Source organism: Bacillus pfraonensis (genome assembly GCF_050768835.1).
Classification (GTDB): Bacteria; Bacillota; Bacilli; order Bacillales; family Bacillaceae_G; genus Bacillus_A; species Bacillus_A pfraonensis.
This window is the reverse complement of the sequence record NZ_JAHCDO010000015.1, coordinates 1-18357: the sequence shown is the minus strand read 5'-3', so window position 1 is coordinate 18357 and position 18357 is coordinate 1. Positions and strand designations below refer to the sequence as shown.

Annotated in this window: 21 protein-coding genes and 5 pseudogenes; 16 read left to right on the top strand and 10 right to left on the bottom strand. The window is 35.4% G+C overall.

Translation table 11 applies throughout. The features are described from left to right. Nucleotides 1-53: 53 nt before the first annotated feature. The 3 genes from KFD70_RS16140 to KFD70_RS16130 all read right to left on the bottom strand — a co-directional run bounded on the left by KFD70_RS16140 (nt 54) and on the right by KFD70_RS16130 (nt 2174). On the bottom strand, nt 54-476 hold the full coding sequence (locus KFD70_RS16140; protein ID WP_336453105.1) for a YfmQ family protein: 423 nt from the start codon (nt 474-476) through the stop codon (nt 54-56). 281 nt (nt 477-757) lie between these two features. Beyond that, complete coding sequence (locus tag KFD70_RS16135) at nt 758-1669, bottom strand: DUF2935 domain-containing protein (RefSeq protein ID WP_336453106.1); 912 nt, start codon at nt 1667-1669, stop codon at nt 758-760. Nucleotides 1670-1838: 169 nt separating this feature from the next. Beyond that, nucleotides 1839-2174: a YmaF family protein gene (locus KFD70_RS16130; protein ID WP_241816275.1), complete on the bottom strand. Its 336-nt coding sequence runs from the start codon at nt 2172-2174 to the stop codon at nt 1839-1841. Between the two features lie 164 nt (nt 2175-2338). On the opposite strand from KFD70_RS16130, the gene KFD70_RS16125 reads away from it, so the two are divergent. Together KFD70_RS16125 and KFD70_RS16120 are read left to right on the top strand one after the other, a co-directional pair. After that, the gene (locus tag KFD70_RS16125; RefSeq protein WP_336453107.1) at nt 2339-2518 is read left to right on the top strand and encodes a small acid-soluble spore protein H; all 180 of its coding nucleotides are present in this window, start codon (nt 2339-2341) and stop codon (nt 2516-2518) included. Between the two features lie 127 nt (nt 2519-2645). Then, nucleotides 2646-2747: pseudogene (locus KFD70_RS16120) on the top strand (IS3 family transposase); the annotation flags it as partial. A gap of 50 nt (nt 2748-2797) precedes the next feature. Here KFD70_RS16120 and KFD70_RS16115 read toward each other — a convergent pair. Next, nucleotides 2798-3769 (bottom strand): glycoside hydrolase family 25 protein, encoded by a 972-nt coding sequence (locus KFD70_RS16115; RefSeq protein WP_336453108.1) that lies wholly within the window; start codon nt 3767-3769, stop codon nt 2798-2800. Between the two features lie 310 nt (nt 3770-4079). Here KFD70_RS16115 and KFD70_RS16110 point away from each other — a divergent pair. From KFD70_RS16110 to cdiI, 5 genes and pseudogenes are all read left to right on the top strand, one after another. Then, nucleotides 4080-4841, top strand: a pseudogene (locus tag KFD70_RS16110) (cytoplasmic protein); the annotation flags it as partial. 31 nt (nt 4842-4872) lie between these two features. Continuing rightward, a complete protein-coding gene (locus KFD70_RS16105; protein WP_336453109.1) occupies nt 4873-5235 on the top strand; it encodes a hypothetical protein in 363 nt (120 codons plus the stop codon). Nucleotides 5236-5503: 268 nt separating this feature from the next. Then, the gene (locus tag KFD70_RS16100; protein WP_336453110.1) at nt 5504-5803 is read left to right on the top strand and encodes a contact-dependent growth inhibition system immunity protein; all 300 of its coding nucleotides are present in this window, start codon (nt 5504-5506) and stop codon (nt 5801-5803) included. A 201-nt stretch (nt 5804-6004) separates the two neighbouring features. Beyond that, nucleotides 6005-6256 (top strand): CdiA family toxin C-terminal domain-containing protein, encoded by a 252-nt coding sequence (locus tag KFD70_RS16095; protein ID WP_336453111.1) that lies wholly within the window; start codon nt 6005-6007, stop codon nt 6254-6256. A 27-nt stretch (nt 6257-6283) separates the two neighbouring features. Continuing rightward, entirely contained in the window at nt 6284-6664 is a 381-nt protein-coding gene (gene cdiI / locus KFD70_RS16090) for a ribonuclease toxin immunity protein CdiI (RefSeq protein WP_431613242.1), read from the top strand. Between the two features lie 208 nt (nt 6665-6872). Here cdiI and KFD70_RS16085 read toward each other — a convergent pair. Beyond that, a pseudogene (locus tag KFD70_RS16085) lies at nt 6873-6986 on the bottom strand (N-acetylmuramoyl-L-alanine amidase); the annotation flags it as partial. 290 nt (nt 6987-7276) lie between these two features. On the opposite strand from KFD70_RS16085, the pseudogene KFD70_RS16080 reads away from it, so the two are divergent. The 5 genes and pseudogenes from KFD70_RS16080 to KFD70_RS16060 all read left to right on the top strand — a co-directional run. Further along, a pseudogene (locus tag KFD70_RS16080) lies at nt 7277-7363 on the top strand (TIGR04197 family type VII secretion effector); the annotation flags it as partial. Beyond that, nucleotides 7356-7538 carry a hypothetical protein gene (locus KFD70_RS16075; protein ID WP_431613241.1) on the top strand — a complete coding sequence of 61 codons (183 nt, stop codon included), beginning with the start codon at nt 7356-7358 and terminating at the stop codon, nt 7536-7538. The pseudogene KFD70_RS16080 and the gene KFD70_RS16075, both read left to right, overlap by 8 nt. A gap of 15 nt (nt 7539-7553) precedes the next feature. Next, entirely contained in the window at nt 7554-7862 is a 309-nt protein-coding gene (locus KFD70_RS16070) for a hypothetical protein (protein WP_431613240.1), read from the top strand. Between the two features lie 296 nt (nt 7863-8158). After that, nucleotides 8159-8857, top strand: coding sequence for an SMI1/KNR4 family protein (locus tag KFD70_RS16065; protein ID WP_431613239.1), 699 nt, complete (start codon nt 8159-8161; stop codon nt 8855-8857). A gap of 196 nt (nt 8858-9053) precedes the next feature. Next, a pseudogene (locus KFD70_RS16060) lies at nt 9054-9410 on the top strand (tyrosine-type recombinase/integrase); the annotation flags it as partial. A gap of 118 nt (nt 9411-9528) precedes the next feature. Here the strand turns inward: KFD70_RS16060 and glnA are convergent. From glnA to hflX, 4 genes are all read right to left on the bottom strand, one after another. After that, nucleotides 9529-10863: a type I glutamate--ammonia ligase gene (gene glnA / locus KFD70_RS16055; RefSeq protein WP_336453114.1), complete on the bottom strand. Its 1335-nt coding sequence runs from the start codon at nt 10861-10863 to the stop codon at nt 9529-9531. Nucleotides 10864-10911: 48 nt separating this feature from the next. After that, entirely contained in the window at nt 10912-11301 is a 390-nt protein-coding gene (gene glnR, locus KFD70_RS16050) for a transcriptional repressor GlnR (protein WP_002014475.1), read from the bottom strand. A gap of 174 nt (nt 11302-11475) precedes the next feature. After that, nucleotides 11476-12747, bottom strand: coding sequence for a methionine gamma-lyase family protein (locus KFD70_RS16045; RefSeq protein ID WP_336453115.1), 1272 nt, complete (start codon nt 12745-12747; stop codon nt 11476-11478). Then, complete coding sequence (hflX, locus tag KFD70_RS16040; protein ID WP_336453116.1) at nt 12740-14017, bottom strand: GTPase HflX; 1278 nt, start codon at nt 14015-14017, stop codon at nt 12740-12742. The genes KFD70_RS16045 and hflX overlap by 8 nt, the downstream gene beginning before the upstream one ends. A gap of 92 nt (nt 14018-14109) precedes the next feature. Between hflX and KFD70_RS16035 the strand changes: the two genes are divergently transcribed. After that, nucleotides 14110-14733: a trimeric intracellular cation channel family protein gene (locus KFD70_RS16035; protein WP_336453117.1), complete on the top strand. Its 624-nt coding sequence runs from the start codon at nt 14110-14112 to the stop codon at nt 14731-14733. Between the two features lie 248 nt (nt 14734-14981). Then, nucleotides 14982-15116 carry a hypothetical protein gene (locus KFD70_RS16030; RefSeq protein ID WP_001051869.1) on the top strand — a complete coding sequence of 45 codons (135 nt, stop codon included), beginning with the start codon at nt 14982-14984 and terminating at the stop codon, nt 15114-15116. Between the two features lie 42 nt (nt 15117-15158). Here the strand turns inward: KFD70_RS16030 and spoVK are convergent, their stop codons facing one another. Beyond that, complete coding sequence (spoVK, locus tag KFD70_RS16025) at nt 15159-16115, bottom strand: stage V sporulation protein K (protein WP_336453118.1); 957 nt, start codon at nt 16113-16115, stop codon at nt 15159-15161. 119 nt (nt 16116-16234) lie between these two features. Between spoVK and KFD70_RS16020 the strand changes: the two genes are divergently transcribed. Both KFD70_RS16020 and KFD70_RS16015 read left to right on the top strand, forming a co-directional pair. After that, a complete protein-coding gene (locus tag KFD70_RS16020) occupies nt 16235-17197 on the top strand; it encodes a tyrosine-type recombinase/integrase (RefSeq protein WP_336453119.1) in 963 nt (320 codons plus the stop codon). Between the two features lie 115 nt (nt 17198-17312). Continuing rightward, nucleotides 17313-18357, top strand: a 1045-nt coding sequence (locus KFD70_RS16015; RefSeq protein ID WP_431613238.1) for a collagen-like repeat preface domain-containing protein, incomplete at its 3' end; no start/stop codon positions are given.

The window sequence follows — 18357 nt, the reverse complement described above, 5'->3', positions numbered from 1 at the left end:
AATTAACTTATCAGTATTTATAATATGTTTAAACAGTTTCTTTAATGATCTCTTTAAGCTAAATTTCCCGTTACTAAAAGAGAATAGTTTTGAAGGCTTTTGGAACGCAGACTATACGCGACTACTTTCTTCTTATACTGCTTGACTACATCAACGTGATCATCGTAACTGTACACAGAAAACCTAACATCGTTTTTTCCCCTCTTAGTATCGATGATCAATGGCGTCCCACTGCTTTGTGGAGGAAAATAATATTTTTCTAAAAATATCGCTTCGTTAAAATAATCAACAATTTGAATTTTCTCTTCACCTTCTAAGCGTTTTCCATCGACAGTTACAGTAACAGCCTCATTATTAAGTTGCGGATGCAGTTCAAATCTACTAATAATAGACTCTACAACAGAAGTTGGTATACTCGCCACTATTATTTTAAAAGCACCGAAAAGAATTAACATAACTACAAACCACGTCGTCATATTTTATCATCTCCGTTACGTTCTAAATTCATATTATTCCATTACTAATATTATCACAGTGTAATTAGTTATTTTTTGTATATTGTGTGAAACTTGATACGAAGTTGGATCATCCACTTTCGTACAGTCTATATTTATGAAGAAAGGCGAGCATACAGAAAAGGCCGATAATTCCTTAGAATAGAAATTACCGACCTTCTCATGATAAAAAAATAAACTATTAAATAGAATTCTTCGAAATCTATAGGCTCTATTATGTATCTACCATGATAATAAAGCACTTATCCCATCGACTGTTGCATCTGTTTTTGTTTCAACCTTTCTTCCAACACATGAATCATAAATAAGAAATGCTCAGCTTCTCTTACAACATGGTCAGCTAATAACGGATTAATTACACTTTTAATTTGACATGTTTGGATAAGCTCTAATCCAGCTTTTTTGAAATTCCTCAATTCAACTGTAGCATTTTCACTATCTTTATTTAATTTTCCAATAATCGGATATGTCGGCTGTTTCTGATATAACATAGATTCAACATCCCTCGCTTGACCAAGAAGAACCTCAAAATCATCACCAAATTTCGAAGCAGTATGAACTAAATTTCGCTCTGATTGATCAAGCAGCGAGGCAATAAAACGAGAGTGCTCCATCATAATTCTTAGCCAAAACACATTTTCACTAATTATCGCATCTTGAATTGGATCCATTTTTCCTTCATTAAATTTCTGAAGTGTTCTTATAAAATATTCCGCTTCTCGTGCAATATGATCTACTAATAACGGAAAATTGAAACCACTTACCTTACAATTAATAATTAAAATTAAAAGGTTTCTTTTATAATTACGAAAAGCATAAACGAGCTGAATACTTTCTTCGTTTAATTGCCTGACTGCTTGAACAGTTTGAGGAATAGAGAATGCTTTTTGTAAATGTCGATCAAAAAGCTGAAAAAACTGCTCTACTTGCTGAATTAGATTTTTATCTTTCCGATTAAACCCTTCACTAAGAAAGAGCGCATGCTCCTTCATAATCCGTAACCAAAATCGATTTTCAGTTAAGGACCTTTCAATAAATAATTGTTCTGTTAATGATTCAGAAGGTGCAGCTTTCAATTCCGGCGGAAGCAACATAGCCCGCTGTGTATCCATAACAAAGTGACCAGGAATAGGTTGTTGTTGCCCGTTAGTCATTAAAATCCCCCCTAATGCCCTTAAGAGCATTCATACTATATTATGTATATGAATTAGTAATATTTACTATACCAAAAAACAACAACTCAAATTCCATATATACTGTTTTTAAAAACAGTATATATAATAAAAAAGCTCACATTCTGCTGACATGTGAACTTTCCTTTACCTATTTATTACCTGGAGCAGGCTGATCCACTCCTCTTATACGATGCTTATGTCCATTATCTTCTGTTGTATAAAAATCGTAATAATGCACATGCATTCCATCTCCAACTGGAATAGCTGGTCCTGAGTATGCCTTATAATAATGAGTATGTCCATCTTCAAATACTACATATCCTTCTGTATAGTGTATATGCCCATCCTGCGTTTGAATTGGTGGAGAGGTTACATCTAAACATTGATGTACATGGCCCGCATCGACAGATGTATAATCAACTGATCCATGATTATGATTCGGTACAAACCCTGAAACAAAATCAGCTTTCCCTACCCTGTTCATTCTACTCACTCCTTGTCCATACAGATAAACTTTATACACTTATATGTTTAAAATCAAAATTAATACCTATTAATTCTCTATTCACTTACCATTAAATAATAAGAATAATTAAGTAGTTCAAAGTAAATATTATGATTGTTATAAGTCAAAAGGAGGTCATTATCATGAATACACAACGAGCACAAGAGATTGCGGCTTCACCTGTTATGGCTAATGTAACCTATAATGGAATTCCAATCTACATTCAAAATGTAGATGAAAATAACGAAACAGCTAGAATTTATCCTCTTAGCGAGCCGCAAAATGAACAGGAAATTCCTTTATCCAATTTAATAGAACATTAAACAAACAATAAAGTGAAACTTTAATCAGTGGGGGTTTTCCTCATCCCCCACTGATTATTAGCTCTCACCAATCGGGCCGTTACGGGCAGTCTATCTCCCACCTAACTTCTTTAGAAAAAAGGTAGAATTAGAGAATTATATTCATTATTACAACCACAAAAGAATTAAAGCAAAGTTAAACGGAATGAGTCCAGTTCAATACCGGACTCATATCCAATCAGCCGCTTAATTTTTCTGTCTAACTTTTTGGGGTCACTTCATAAGAGCCGGCTTTTTCTTTTATCTAATATCAAAATGTTCTTCTTTCACAAATGTACTTTGTCCAAGATCAATCCATCCATCTTTACGGGAATAAATATCATACGGAATTGATCCATCGACATTTCCAGTGAAATCACCATTTGGCGCATTATACGTATTAATACCGTATCCAGGGGGATATTTTGAGTATGCCTTAAACCATTGAACGTTAACATGTTCCTGTGGAACCCATTGTTCCCAACCTAAGCAAAGCATGTTTTTATCTCCACCATACCAAGCACCTTCAAGAATTAAATATGGTGTTTTATCTTTAATTGATTCACCAGTAAAATGACCATCCGGTGCGTTATAAAGATTAACTCCATAACCAACAGGATACTTAGAAACTGCGATACCAATACCATTTTGTTGGTTATTACTTGTATTCTCTCCTGTAAACCAAGAAAGCGGTTTATCTCCAACTAATTGATTCAAATCACATTTACCAATGCCAGGAACATGTCCTGTTTCAGTGTATTGCCAAATATCACATGGATACGCGGGTTTGTTTCCACCGTAGCGAGGGATCCATACAAAGTCTACATTCACTTTATCCATGCCAAATGGCTTGTACATATGATGGCCGACATATAACCCAACCTTCTTAGCGCCTAAGCGACGTAACTCATCGATGAAAGCTTGTGTTCCCGCTCTCATATCAGTCATTGTTTTCACTTCTACATCAGCAACCCAAACCGTAGCAGATTTATCACCGCGGTTCCAAAAGTCCCTTGCCTCTACTTTCGCATCTTCTACAGAAACGAAGCGGCAGAACGCGTAATTCCCAAATGGCACACCATGATTCTTCATAGAAGCTACATACGACTTGTACATTGGGTCTACATAGGTTGAACCATCTTGTACACGGGCAATAACCCAATCAAGCTGTGGAGCCGCAACTGACCAGTTAATATTGCCATTCCATTTAGAAATGTCTACAATATAACCCATTATTCAACACCTCCTTTTTTATTAGTATATTCAGATTTCATTTTATAGTCTGATCAAATGCCTAATGTGATACCAACTGATAACAAATAAGGCGCTAATTCATCTAAAAAACTCTTTGCTTCTGGCATACCAAATCTCGTAAATAAGAATCCAACCAATAAAAAAAACCGCAACCCATGTTTTCCAGTTGCGGAATCTTTTTTTGATATTCTCTTTTGACATATTACATTCCACCCTTCAGTAATAATCCAATTAAACCAGTGACAATTGCCCAATAATAATCCGGAGAATTCAAGTCGTATTAGCACTGACTTTTTCAAGTACTACGAAACGAGATATATTAGATGGAGATGCAGAGAGCCGTACGCAATGGACTACTTATGGATTAACACAAATAGCTATCGGTCTAATTCTCGATAAGGGACTAGGTAAAGCAGGCCTCGTCACAAAAGGAGCAGGTGGAGCAAGTACATTATCTAAAGGAGTAGCGCTAATAAAAGACTTGAAGCAAGCAAACGATATTTTACAATCTTTTAAGAAAGATGTTTCTTTTGCTTTCTCTGGTGGAAATATCATAACCAAGATACCTCAAAGCGAACTAAATCAAGCCTATTATAATTTTGCAAAGACTAATAACGCTACTAATACTACCGGTTCTACTAAACCTAATATCTCAAAAAAGCATGATGAAATAGCTCATGATAGTTACTATGGTAGAAAAGATTTTAGAACCAAGATAAATAATGCAAATTACTCTCCTCATGATAATAAACATCTAAAGGCTAGAACTTCTGAAGAAGCAAAAAAATTTAGTGAAACAGGTAAAAGGCATGCTCAATATTTACCGAGTGCAAATAATAAGGTAATAGAAAAAGAAGCACTGATAAAAGGGCATATAATTGATAATGGTAATAATAATTACTATTTCATTTATGATACGGGAAAAGTTATCGGTTATGATAATGGTAATCCAACTAGTTGGATTAGAGCAGAACTTACAAGTGGAAATGTGTATCATGGACATCCAATCGCTGGAGAAAGGTTAAATAAATATTTAAGAAAATTAGATTAAGTGACTAGAAATTGTGAAAGAGGTTATGATTATGAGAAAATCTGTTAAGTTAGATGTTCCTAAAGTAAATATTCATCCCTTGAGGATAACAGAAGGATGGAAAGTGAACTATAACAATTTTGTTGAAATAGATCCGCGAAATTTGGAACCCGATGACGATTGCTGGTTTATGTTTACTGAAAGTTTGTTGCAGCTTTATCATGAGAAATCATCGATTACATTGGATCTCGGTTGGAACCCTGATATTTCCCCCGATGGTAATTACCTAGTTTTAATTATGAAAAACATGGATTGCGAAAACCCAATTCACGAATTTACATCTGATAATTATAAAGAAGTTATTGAATATATTGAATTTCATTTAAAACAAATTACCTCTACATTGTGGAAATAAAATTATTATTAGTTGAAACTAGATAAGATAAGATAAGAAAATAAATAATTCTTAAATAACCTTGATTGGATAAATGTCTTTCAAACTTTCTGGATAAATGAGTATAGTAACTTAAATAGAATCAATGAGGAAACTGTAAAGAATATATTATACAAAAGAGCATCCTTTAAGTGGATGCTCTTTTGCAACTCTTCCTTTGCAGAAAAGACGGCAATAGAAATTTTATTTTAACAGGTTATCCAGTTGACTAATAGGAGGAAAGAAATATATGCTATTAAAAAAAAATCTAGAAGATCCGGTTTATCAGTTCTTAGCAGCAACATTTCATCAAGATACATTTTATGAAGAAGCACTCCAAGAGTTACTTCAAGAAGAAAGTACGGAATATTTACAAGACGCTATTATTTTTCTAGCTGAATTTATTCAAAGTGATTATAGTGATAAAGAAAAAAATGAGTACATACAGTTTTCTGCAGATGGAATATATTTTGAAGGATTAGAAATAACACCATTAGAATGGCTTGAACAAATAGGTAAAACGCTAAAACAAGCATTAAAAAACACTTAATAAGAAAAATCGACCGCCCGTAAAAGGCGGTCTTTTTTGTTAAATTAACGAACATTCACATTAAAAACATAGTCCCAGCTGTTCCAAGAAGGAGAGGTATTGGTGGAGCACACAACAGTGAAGAGTTCTTTAAAAACGATATAAAAAATAGTCCGTGAGTCACCTTCAAAAATTCCAGGTGTAAAAACAGTAGAATACAATATGCCTAAGCTAAATATGGATAGCACTCCTACAGGAGAGTATGGAAATAAAGTATTCACAAAAACCATTTATGATCCTAAAATTATAAGTGATAAGGAATTTGTCAGCCGTGGAATTGAAGCAGCTAATGACGCTAAATTAAAAACTAGTGATGGAGTTCTTTCAAGAGAATGGACAGGTGTTGACAGTAAAGGGATAACTTGGAGAGGATACCATAAAGATAGAGAAATCTCTTCTTTTTTTCCAGAATAAATTAAAGAGATACGAGGATAAATATGTATGCAAAGAGAATTTAGATTAAAAGATGAGGATTTACTAGATTCAACTCATTTCCCTATACAAGCAGTGTTTAATATGGTGGATGATGAAAGATTTTTAAGAGTAATAAATTCAGTTTGTGAAGGAGTAGGATTTGGAGAGGAATATGGCGCATGTACTTTTCCAGGAGATTTGGATGAGTATGATATTGCCAATGGAGATTCATTTGAAGGTGTAGAATTTGCATTATACAGTGGTGATGAGATAATAATTGATTATCAAACACTTTATCATTATTTGAAAAAAATGTGTGAGGGTTATTCAAAAAAGTATCCAAACACAATTAAAAGATTAGAAGACAGTCTTAACAAATTTATTGAATTATACAATATTAATAGGTAGAGACTATTTATAACTTCCACCAAAATCATTGTAAAATGTTATAAAAGCCAAACCATAATAAACAGCATGAAGTGAACCAAAAAAATTAGACACGAATAAGAGAACGTTACAAATGGAGAATAATCCACAAAAGAGACCTCACATTCGAGATCTCTTTTGTGGATTTAAATTAAAAATTATTATTTAAGTGGATACTCTTTTGCAACTCTTACTTCACATATACATAAGCTTCATTTGCAGTAATATAGTATGTTTTGCCCTTAATGTTGTGTACTTTGTATTGCGATGATCCATTTACAGTTACTTTTGCATCGATTATAAATACTATACTCATCTCTACTATTCAAGCCATATCTAATCTCTTTATCTATCATTTCATTCCTGGCAAAGCCCTTTCTCTCATTATGAACTCTCCGCTCTCAACTGAAGATTGTAAATACACACATGTTATAAAAAGGAATTTTTTAAGGAAAACATATCCAATTATTGTTATAATTAAATCCGTAATATTTTTCCAGGAGGATTCCTATGAAGAACAGTAGGATAATGGACATACATACTAGGCACTCCCCTCCTTAATACGTTCATAGAAATATAGAAAGGGTTTATGCGATGGGACAATTTCAAAGTAATTTTCAAGCGGCACAACAAATCGCTACGCAGATGAGAAATGCTTCGGATACAATCCAAATTGCAACAATTACTTAAACATGAATACTTTGAATCTCGATTTGAAGGAATTTTTAAAACTGATTATGTAACAGCACATCGTAAGACAGTTGATTCAGGACGTCCATGGGATTCACCTGAAGTCGAACCAATGATACCTTTTGATGAGCATTTAAAAATTCCTCTTGATAAAGTTTTTGATTAAGGAGTGCTGAGAAAAATGGGGAGATATCCACTAATAGCAATAATGAAAGAGAATGAGGATAAAGAAAATGTAATTTACAGTTTCGGTCCAGATACGGAATCTTGTATGTTAAATCCAGAGCTTTATAGTAGATGGAATTTTAAAGTTGTAAAGAATGCAACTAGCCGTAATGAAGCATTTATTTTACTAGATGATATGCCTGAGAAACATATTTCCTTATTATATAAATGCATTCACAAAATATATGTTCACATAGAAGAAAATGGTGGTATAGAAAACATGAATAACATTTACTTTTCGGAATATTTTGAGTTTATCGTGTAATATTTATCATCATTAAACATTTGACATAATAATTCTAAGAAACCGACTCTTTAGTAGGAATCGGTTTCTTTTTCATGCTGTTGCTAGGTTAATAGACGTTTACATAGGCTTCATTCGAAGTTACATAATATGTTTTACCTTTTATAAGAAAGAAAATATTGAATTTGACCCTAAGTTTAGAGAAGAAATGATAAGGAAAGAAAAAGAATTAGAAATGAAATTACAAAAACAAATTGATGATTTTGCTGAAGAAAATAAAAAAGGATATAGATAAATAAAGGAGATGACATAGTAGTATGGAACAAAAACTTGAATATTTAAGAAAATATGAAAGAAACCCACAACTTATATCATGCCATGAAATTAATAAACTTGATTGTGGGAAAATACCAAATTCATGGTATGAATTGTTTCAAGAAGAAAACGTAGACAAGAGAATTGAGATTATTTTATCGATATGGAAAGAGCACGTAGGAGTGGAATTAAGAAACACTATTTCTTATTTGTCTAAGCATCTTGAAGAAGTAGAGCTCATGGATATAAACGGTAGATATTCGATTTTATACACTATTAAAACAGATAATGGTGAAATTCGATATTATGAGGGAAGAAATCCCAAAGATGAGTTTAATAATGAAGAATTAGAAAAATCCTGGGATAAGTTTCCTTCAACAATACGAAATTTTTATCAAGCTGTTCATAATGGTTTCTATTATTATGCGAGCCAATCTATGGGTTTAGTTCCTTTAGAAAATGTAACTTTTTTTGATGATGATGAATGGGGTATTATCGAAGAGTTAGAAGAGCCTTTACAAATTGACTTACAAACTACTTTTGGTTTCTTCACAAATGGTATGGGTGGTTATGTTGCAGTAGATTATAAGAATTCTAATAATGATAATGCGACTTTATGGTGGACGAATAAAGAGCCTAGATATAATATTAATTTTTGGGACCTAGTTGATGAATGGATAGTAATTGGATTTGAGGCTTAGTTTAAATAAGGATAATATAGATTTTCTAGAACAACTTGAATTTATTGTGTAATCTTTTTAAACATAAGTCATCCTACTCAATAATGAATAAACTAGTTTAAACTAAAAACGCCAGCTCCTCTGAACTGTACCTCCGATTGTTAGGCTGTGTCTAACAACCGGAGGTGCAGTTCATTTTAAGAGGTAGCTTTTTCCTTTGGCACATAAAAAGTGGCAGAATGCCAATAAGCTTGTTTTACAAGAAGCATATGAACATGAATTAGACTTAGTATTTTCAAGAGTTGATGGAAAGTTCTTACCGAAGTCAACATTGTTCAATGCATTTTCACGCATACTAAAAAAAGCAAATCTGCCTAGATTAGAAATCCATTCACTCCGACACACCCACGCGGTTCTTTTATTAGACTCCGGTGCAAGTATGAAATTCATTCAAGATAGATTAGGACACAAAAGTATCGAGATTACTTCTAATGTGTATTCTCATATTAGCGATAAGATACACAAGGATTCTATTTCTGAATTCGAAGAATATATGAATGATGTATTAGGATAAAATTTTTTTGGATTTTTTGTGGCTGTTTTGCGGCTGCTTTTCATTTTATAATGAACTCGTTGTTTTTTACACTAAAATAAAAAAGCCTTGATACCAGTAGTATCAAGGCTTTACACTCTTAGTAAAGAGTCATATATTGATCGCGTTCCCATTGGTGAACTTGCGTGCGGAACATATCCCACTCAATTTCTTTCGCTTCGATGAAGTGCTCAAGTAAGTGTTCGCCTAATGCGCCACATACCACTTCATCAGATTGTAATGTAACTAATGCTTGCGCTAACGTTGCTGGTAAGTCAACAATACCTGCTTCTTCACGCTCTTCTTTTGTCATTACATAGATGTTACGATCTACTGCAGCTGGCGGAGTTAATTTATTTTTAATTCCGTCAAGACCTGCTGCTAATAATGTTGCCATTACTAAATATGGGTTTGCAGCTGGGTCAACACTACGTACTTCTACACGTGTACTAATACCGCGAGATGCTGGAATACGTACTAACGGGCTACGGTTTTGTGCAGACCACGCTACATAACAAGGTGCTTCGTATCCAGGTACTAAACGTTTGTAAGAGTTTACAGTTGGGTTAGCTACCGCTGTAAATGCTGGTGCGTGGTTTAGGATACCAGCGATGAAGTGGCGTGCATCATCACTTAATTGTAATTCACCGTTTTGATCATAGAATACGTTTTCTCCATTTTTAAATAATGACAAGTTACAGTGCATACCAGAACCGTTCACACCGAATAATGGTTTTGGCATAAACGTTGCATGTAAGCCGTGTTTACGAGCAATTGTTTTAACAACAAGCTTAAATGTTTGAATATCATCACATGAACGAAGTGCATTTGCATATTTGAAATCAATTTCGTGTTGCCCTGGAGCAACTTCATGGTGAGATGCTTCAATTTCAAAGCCCATTTCTTCAAGTTCAAGAACGATATCACGACGACAGTTTTCCCCTAGATCCATCGGCGCAAGGTCGAAGTATCCACCGTTATCGTTTAGTTCTAATGTTGGATTTCCTTTTTCGTCAACTTTGAATAAGAAGAATTCTGGTTCCGGTCCAAGGTTGAATTCTGTAAACCCTAGTGCTTCCATTTCTTTTAACATACGTTTTAAGTTATTACGTGGGTCACCTTCAAACGGAGTACCATCAGCATTGTAGATATCGCAAATCAAGCGAGCTACTTTACCTTTTTCAGCAGTCCAAGGGAATACTACCCAAGTATCTAAGTCTGGATATAGGTACATGTCAGACTCTTCAATACGAACAAATCCTTCAATTGAAGATCCATCAAACATCATTTTGTTATCTAGAGCTTTTGTTAACTGACTAACTGGAATCTCTACGTTTTTAATAATCCCTAAAAGGTCCGTAAATTGTAAACGGATATACTTTACATTCTCTTCTTTCGCTAAACGGAAAATATCTTCTTTTGTGTACTTTGCCATTATAAATTCCTCCTTAGTCCCTCTAAACACCTTCAGAATCAGTTATCCCTAGTGAAAAAATCTTGAAATATCACCTTGTCGTAATGAAGTTCGATTAAATCTGCCTGTATGTTGCAGTTCATCACGAAGAATTTTACGAAGCTCAGATTTTGAAATTTCTTTTGTTTCTTCTTTTACTTTCACTGCTTCTGTTTGATTTTCTTTCATTTGCAATACTTGTTTAATACCAGCCATATTTAAGCCTTGATCTAACAAATCTTTAATTTCTAACAACTTATCTACATCGTTAAATGAAAACAATCTACGATTTCCCTTTGTACGGGTTGGGAAAATTAAATTGTGCTCTTCATAATAGCGAATTTGACGAGCAGATAGTTGTGTTAAATCCATTACAATACCAATAGGAAACAGCGGGGCAGAACGTCTATCTTCTTTCATTGTTTCAGTTCCTCCTTCGCCTTAACTGTCTCTCATTCTATATCATGTTATGTTTAATGTCAACAGATGTTAGCTTTTCTTACATGATTTTTTTATAATTTTTTCATTCCTTCTTAAAATGGTATAAATACCTTCTTCCATACAAAAAAGCTGCCGAAATCGACAGCTTCCCTTTTACGAAATTGTTAATAGATTTTTTTCAATCAGCGCATCAATTGCAGAACAAATTGCAATCTTCACATGAGAATACGTTAATCCACCTTGTACATAAGCAACATACGGCGGACGAATTGGACCGTCTGCTGATAGCTCAATACTTGCACCTTGAATAAAAGTACCCGCAGCCATGATGACATCATCTTCATAACCTGGCATATAGTTTGGATACGGTGTAAAGTGTGAATTAATCGGAGACGCATATTGAATCGCTTGACAAAACGCAACCATGCGCTCCTTGTCATCAAATTGGACAGACTGAATTAAATCTGTTCGTGCAGCATTCCAAGTTGGCGATGTATTCATTCCTAACTTTTCTAAAAATGCAGCTGTAAAGACCGCTCCTTTTAAGGCTTGACCAGCAACATGAGGGGCTAAGAAAAAACCTTGATACATTTCTTGTAAGCTATATAAAGACGCACCTGCTTCTGCTCCAATACCCGGAGACGTTAAACGATACGCACAAGCTTCTACAAACTGCTCTTTCCCAACAATATAACCACCTGTTTTCACAATTCCGCCGCCTGGATTTTTAATAAGCGATCCTGCCATTAAATCTGCTCCAACGTGACACGGCTCTAATTCTTCCACAAACTCTCCGTAGCAGTTATCAACAAACACAACAACATCTGACTTAATCTCTTTTACAAACGAGATCATCTCTTTAATTTCTGTAATTGTAAATGACGGACGAGTCGCATACCCTTTTGAACGCTGAATCCCAATCATTTTCGTATTTTCATGAATTGCCGCTTCTACAGCTTTAAAATCAACTCGTCCTTCTACTGTTAACGGTACAGCATTGTAACCAATGTTATATTCTTTAAAAGAACCAACACCTTTACCACGCACACCAACAATCTCTTCTAACGTGTCATACGGTTTTCCTGTTATATATAACAACTCGTCACCAGGTCGCAAAATACCAAATAAAGCTGTCGAAATCGCATGTGTACCTGAAATAATTTGTGGACGAACAAGTCCTGTCTCCGCTCCAAATACGTCAGCATACACTTTTTCTAATGTGTCACGACCGATATCATCATAGCCATACCCTGTCGTTGGGATAAAGTGTGAATCACTAATTTTATGCTCACGAAAACTTTCTAATACGCGAAATTGATTACTTTCAATCACTGCATCAATGCGGTTATGTACACCTGTAATTTGTTCTTCTACTTCTTCTACAATAGGAGCGATTCTTTCTCCATTTTTCAAACGATCAAACATTTTTATTCTCTTCTCCTTTTTCCAGTAAAAATCTTTTTAACTGCCCATTCAACGGTGAATGAGCAAATATATAACCTGTACATTCATACAAAAATTCATTTTCTTTGAATTCCATCCTAGTTAATACTGTTTCTGTTTTTAAAAGTGTTAGTAATCTACCTTCACTTGGAGGAATCATAGCCTTATACGCTTCCATCTCTTCCATCATCTTCATCTCTACCGATTCTTTCAAGTGTAATAAATCTACTTCCTCAAAAGCACTTGTCATAAGAAAATCACTTTTTGGAAATGGGATAAAATTTTGATGTAATTGATCCTTCTTATTGTAGACCGTAATAATTGGAATATGATCAATTTCAAGATCTTGTAGTAATTTTTTCACCGTCTGTTCATGACCTACATAATTCGGATCTGCAGAATCAACGACATGCAAGATCACATCCGCTTCACCTGCTTCTTCCAATGTAGAGCGAAATGCTGCGATCAATGATGTCGGCAAGTCTTGAATAAATCCTACCGTATCAGTTAGCAATACAGTATATCCACAAGGCAATTGCATCTTTCTTGTCGTTGGATCTAACGTCGCAAACAGCAAATTTTCTTCAAACGTATCGGCTTCTGTTAATCTGTTAAACAACGTTGATTTCCCAGCATTCGTATATCCGATTAATGCAACTTGAAATACTTGGTTATCTTTTCGGCGCTCTCGATACCTTTTCCGGTGCTCCACAACAACCGCTAGCTGTTTCTTAATTTCATCAATACGAGAGCGAATATGACGACGATCTGTTTCCAACTTCGTTTCACCAGGACCTCTCGTACCAATCCCGCCACCAAGACGCGATAACGCTAGCCCCTGTCCCATAAGACGCGGCATTGTATATTGTAGCTGGGCTAATTCAACTTGAAGCTTCCCCTCTCTTGATTTCGCACGTTGAGCAAAAATATCCAATATCAGTTGCGTTCGATCAATTACCCTTGCATCTAATACAGAAGATAAATTACGAATTTGACTAGGTGTTAACTCATTATTAAATATAATAACTGCCGGTTCTAATTCTTCCGTCAGCGCTGCAAGTTCTTCTAATTTCCCCTTACCTATGTATGTAGCAGGATGAAACTTAGGACGTTTTTGCGTTGTAGATACCAAAACCTCCGCACGAGCTGTCTTCGCAAGCGACGCAAGCTCTTTCATGGAATGCATAAACCGCTCATCATCATCTTGCGGCAATTGACAGCCAACTAATATGACTTTTTCTTTTTCTTCCATCAAATATATTCACTCATCCTTTTCGAAATTTAAACCTTCTAATATAATAGCAGAGGAAGCACATTTCATCTAGTTAGCGGGGGAGAAAATTCATGGCATGGGAGATTTTTAGCATCATTGGTACAATTGCCTTCGCACTTAGCGGAGCGATTGTTGCAATGGAAGAAGATTACGATATTTTTGGGGTATATATTTTAGGAATGGCAACCGCATTTGGGGGAGGTGCCCTTCGCAACTTATTAATCGGTTATCCAATCGTCGCTTTTTGGCAACAAGACATGTTATTTCAAATCGCACTCTTGTCAATGACGATTATCTTTCTATTTCCAAATAAATTAATTACACATTGGAAACGCTGGGAGAACATTACGGATGCCATCGGCTTATCGGCATTCGCTGTACAAGGAGCGCTTTATGCACAAAAGCTCAACTTACCTATTAGCGCTACCATTGTCGCATCTGTTTTAACAGGAATTGGAGGCGGTATCATTCGTGATTTATTAGCACGCCGTAAACCTCTTGTCCTTCGCGCCGAAGTATATGCATTTTGGACGATTTTAGCAGGATTTTTAATCGGTGCCAAAATCGTTGTTAGCGATTGGGCTTTGTACAGTTTATTCATTTTAATTGTTTGCTTCCGTATGATCTCTATTCATTACAAATGGCATTTACCACACAGACGCTTAGATAACAAGGAGCGTTCTCTTCATAAATAGCAACTTCATCCCTTTACAGGTCGTAAAGGGTTTTTTCTTTTCTAACGTGTTTTTCTGTCTATAGTGTCCATACTAAATCTTAAAGAGAGGTGAACATAGTGACAAACCACGTAAATAAAGGAGCTCAAAAAAGTTCAATCAACCAAATTAGCTTCGATCCAAAATCCGCCCATGAAAAAAGCAAAAAGATGGAGCGATATCATAGGGCATATCAACAAAAAGCTAAAGAAGAATAGAGGTGATAAAGAATGGCAAAAGGAAATAATAACCGCAACCGCGGACAAAGTAGTAGCGTTAATCCACAAGGACTTGCATCAGATGTAGCTGATACAAGCCCCAAAAGCAAATTAGAACAACGAGCAAAAACAAAAAATACAAAATAAAACATGATGCATTACATTTTCCATACAAAATAAACGCACAGTTTATGAACTGTGCGTCTCTTCTTCAAGCGTTAAATCACTGCTTGATATCCCAATTAAATCATACTTATCGTATGCATCCTCTTGCAATAAGCGCATCGCTTGTGTCCGAATAGATTTCTCAACAATATTTCGGACATAGCGCCCATTACTAAATGATGTAATTTGCGAAGAGTATTTCACCGCATGTAAATGATCACGGAATTTCCACTCCGCCTCTTTTGATAACTGATATTCTCTTTCATCATACATTCTCTTTCCAATTTCGAGTAACTCATTCACTGTATAATCCGTAAATTCAATAATAAACGGAAAACGCGATTGTAAACCTGGATTTAAAGAAAGAAAATGATTCATCTCTCTTGAATATCCAGCTAAAATCAACACAAATCCATGTTGCTTATCTTCCATATGTTTGACAAGCGTATCAATCGCTTCTTTTCCAAAGTCTTTCTCTCCACCACGTGCTAGTGAATACGCTTCATCAATGAACAATATTCCTCCCATAGCTTTTTTAATTAAATCTCTTGTTTTTTGTGCTGTATGCCCAATATATTCTCCCACGAGATCTGCACGTTCCGCCTCGACCAAATGCCCTTTTGATAAAATGTTCATTTCAAATAATAATTTCCCAATCATTCTTGCAACAGTTGTTTTTCCCGTTCCTGGATTCCCCTTAAATAACATATGAAGCACTTGCTTTTCTGATTTTAAACCAATTTCTTGTCTTTTCTTATTCACATAAATCCATGCATAAATTTCTTTTATTATTTTTTTTATATCGTCCATTCCAACAAGTTTACCCATTTCCTCTTCGATTCGCTGTAGCATCTCATGCTTCGTAGACGTTTCCTGTGAAATTACCGATTTATTTTCTGTAGCAGGTACTGAAATTTTTTTTCGGTGATTTAACACGATATTAATTTGATTATTATTTTTCTTTCGCATCGATTGTTCCATACAATCACCTCTTTTTATCAACTCACCAAATAATATTATTAATATTTCCACTTCCCCTACAAATAACTATTTTCAGAAAAAATTTGCTATAATATAAGAAAAAACAGGGTGGTGGGAATATGGAAACACGGGAACTTCACGATACAGTACAAGCTTTTTCTTCCTTTTTATTAAATCAAGGTCGAAAACCTTCAACTATCAAACGTTACGTCTATGATATTGAAGATTTCGGGCATTGGTTAGAAAAAAACAAAAAACTTTCCTCTAGTAATATATGGGATACACTTTGTACAAAAGACTACGAAGATTATTTTTCCGACTTAAAAAAGAAACGACATTACTCTGAAAAAACAATGCACCGTGTATTTATTGTCTTAAATAGACTATACCAGTTTTTAAATCTCCCAAACCCATTAAAAGACATGGAACTCGTCATCCAACCTAATCGCGCGTTACGTGATGAGGACTTCATTTCAAAAGATGATGAAAAACGCTTAAAACATATTCTAACCTCATTAGAGGGATTATCAGAGAAACAACGCCCTGTCCGTCCATTACTAATGGATCGTAATATTTCTATTGTTAATTTACTCATCGATTACGGCCTATCCCTACAAGAACTTGTATCATTAAATATGCATCACGTTCATTTTGAAACGAATACAATTTCCATTCCAGCAGTAGCAGGTGTTGAAAGAACCATTCAATTGACTGACGAAGACAAAAAGCAACTATATAATTATTACAAAACAATTCCTGAGCCAGTTCGTCCCAAATACCATAGTGATGACCCGCTGTTTGTAGCATTCGATTTCAATCGTAATACATATCGGTGGGTGTACGAAAATGATGCTCCAAAAGCATTAACAGAAATAGCAGTCCAAAAAATGATTCGCCTTGAGGTAGCTAGAGCAAATTTACGTAAAGGAATTTCCAGTCAACATTTTCGAAATACCTTTATTTTACGATTAATTGAACAACACACCCCAGAACAAGAAATTATGAAACGTGTTGGTTTTAAATCGAAAATTTCCTTAAAAAGGTATTATCAATATGCAAAACAAAAAGAAAACGCCTCATAAATAGGCGTTTTTACTATTTTTTATATAAACAGCCCGTTTCCCTATTCCTTTTTACATTTAACTTGCATCTACTATGATAGGTTTTTAACCATCCCCATTAGAAAGGAGCATTTTAATGTCACACTTTAACGATACTTCGAAAAAGAGTTCAAAACCTTATTTCCCAACACAACCTCGCCGTATTCCAGCTGTCCATTATACCCCTATCCCTGAATTATACGCGAATCTTTTTTCTGATACCTTAAGCGATTTAACTGATATTATTCCGATTGTATTTTCTAATCCAACACATTCTAACATAAAAGAACTTACTAACCTATTAGAAATAATAAAAGGGTTCCTGGAACGTTTAAACTTATCACTAACACAACGAGAAACTGGTATTGCAATTGCCGAAAATTTAATGACGATTTTAGATAATGAACCTTTTGTAGCAAATGCAACTTATATTGAATTACAAAACTTACTCAACTTTTCACTGTATATCACTAAGTTATTTAGACTTAATCATCATATGTCCCAAAAAATCATCGAACAAATAAAGAATTTACAAATTACCTTACTACAAATTGCACCAGTTGGAATGATTGGGCCTCAAGGTGAACAAGGAATTCAAGGCGAACGTGGACCTCAAGGCGAATATGGGCCTCAAGGTGAGCAAGGGCCCCAAGGCGAACGTGGACCTCAAGGCGAATATGGGCCTCAAGGTGAGCAAGGGCCCCAAGGCGAACGTGGACCTCAAGGCGAACAAGGACCTCAAGGCGAGCAAGGACCTCAAGGCGAGCAAGGACCTCAGGGCGAGCAAGGACCTCAAGGCGAGCAAGGACCTCAGGGCGAACAAGGAATTCAAGGCGAACAAGGAATTCAAGGCGAACAAGGAATTCAAGGCGAACAAGGAATTCAAGGCGAACGTGGACCTCAAGGCGAACAAGGACCTCAAGGCGAACAAGGAATTCAAGGCGAACGTGGACCTCAAGGCGAACAAGGCTCTCAGGGCGAACAAGGAATTCAAGGCGAACAAGGACCTCAAGGCGAACAAGGACCTCAAGGCGAACAAGGAATTCAAGGTGAACGTGGACCTCAAGGCGAACAAGGAATTCAGGGGGAGCGTGGACCTCAAGGCGAACAAGGAATTCAAGGCGAGCGTGGACCTCAAGGCG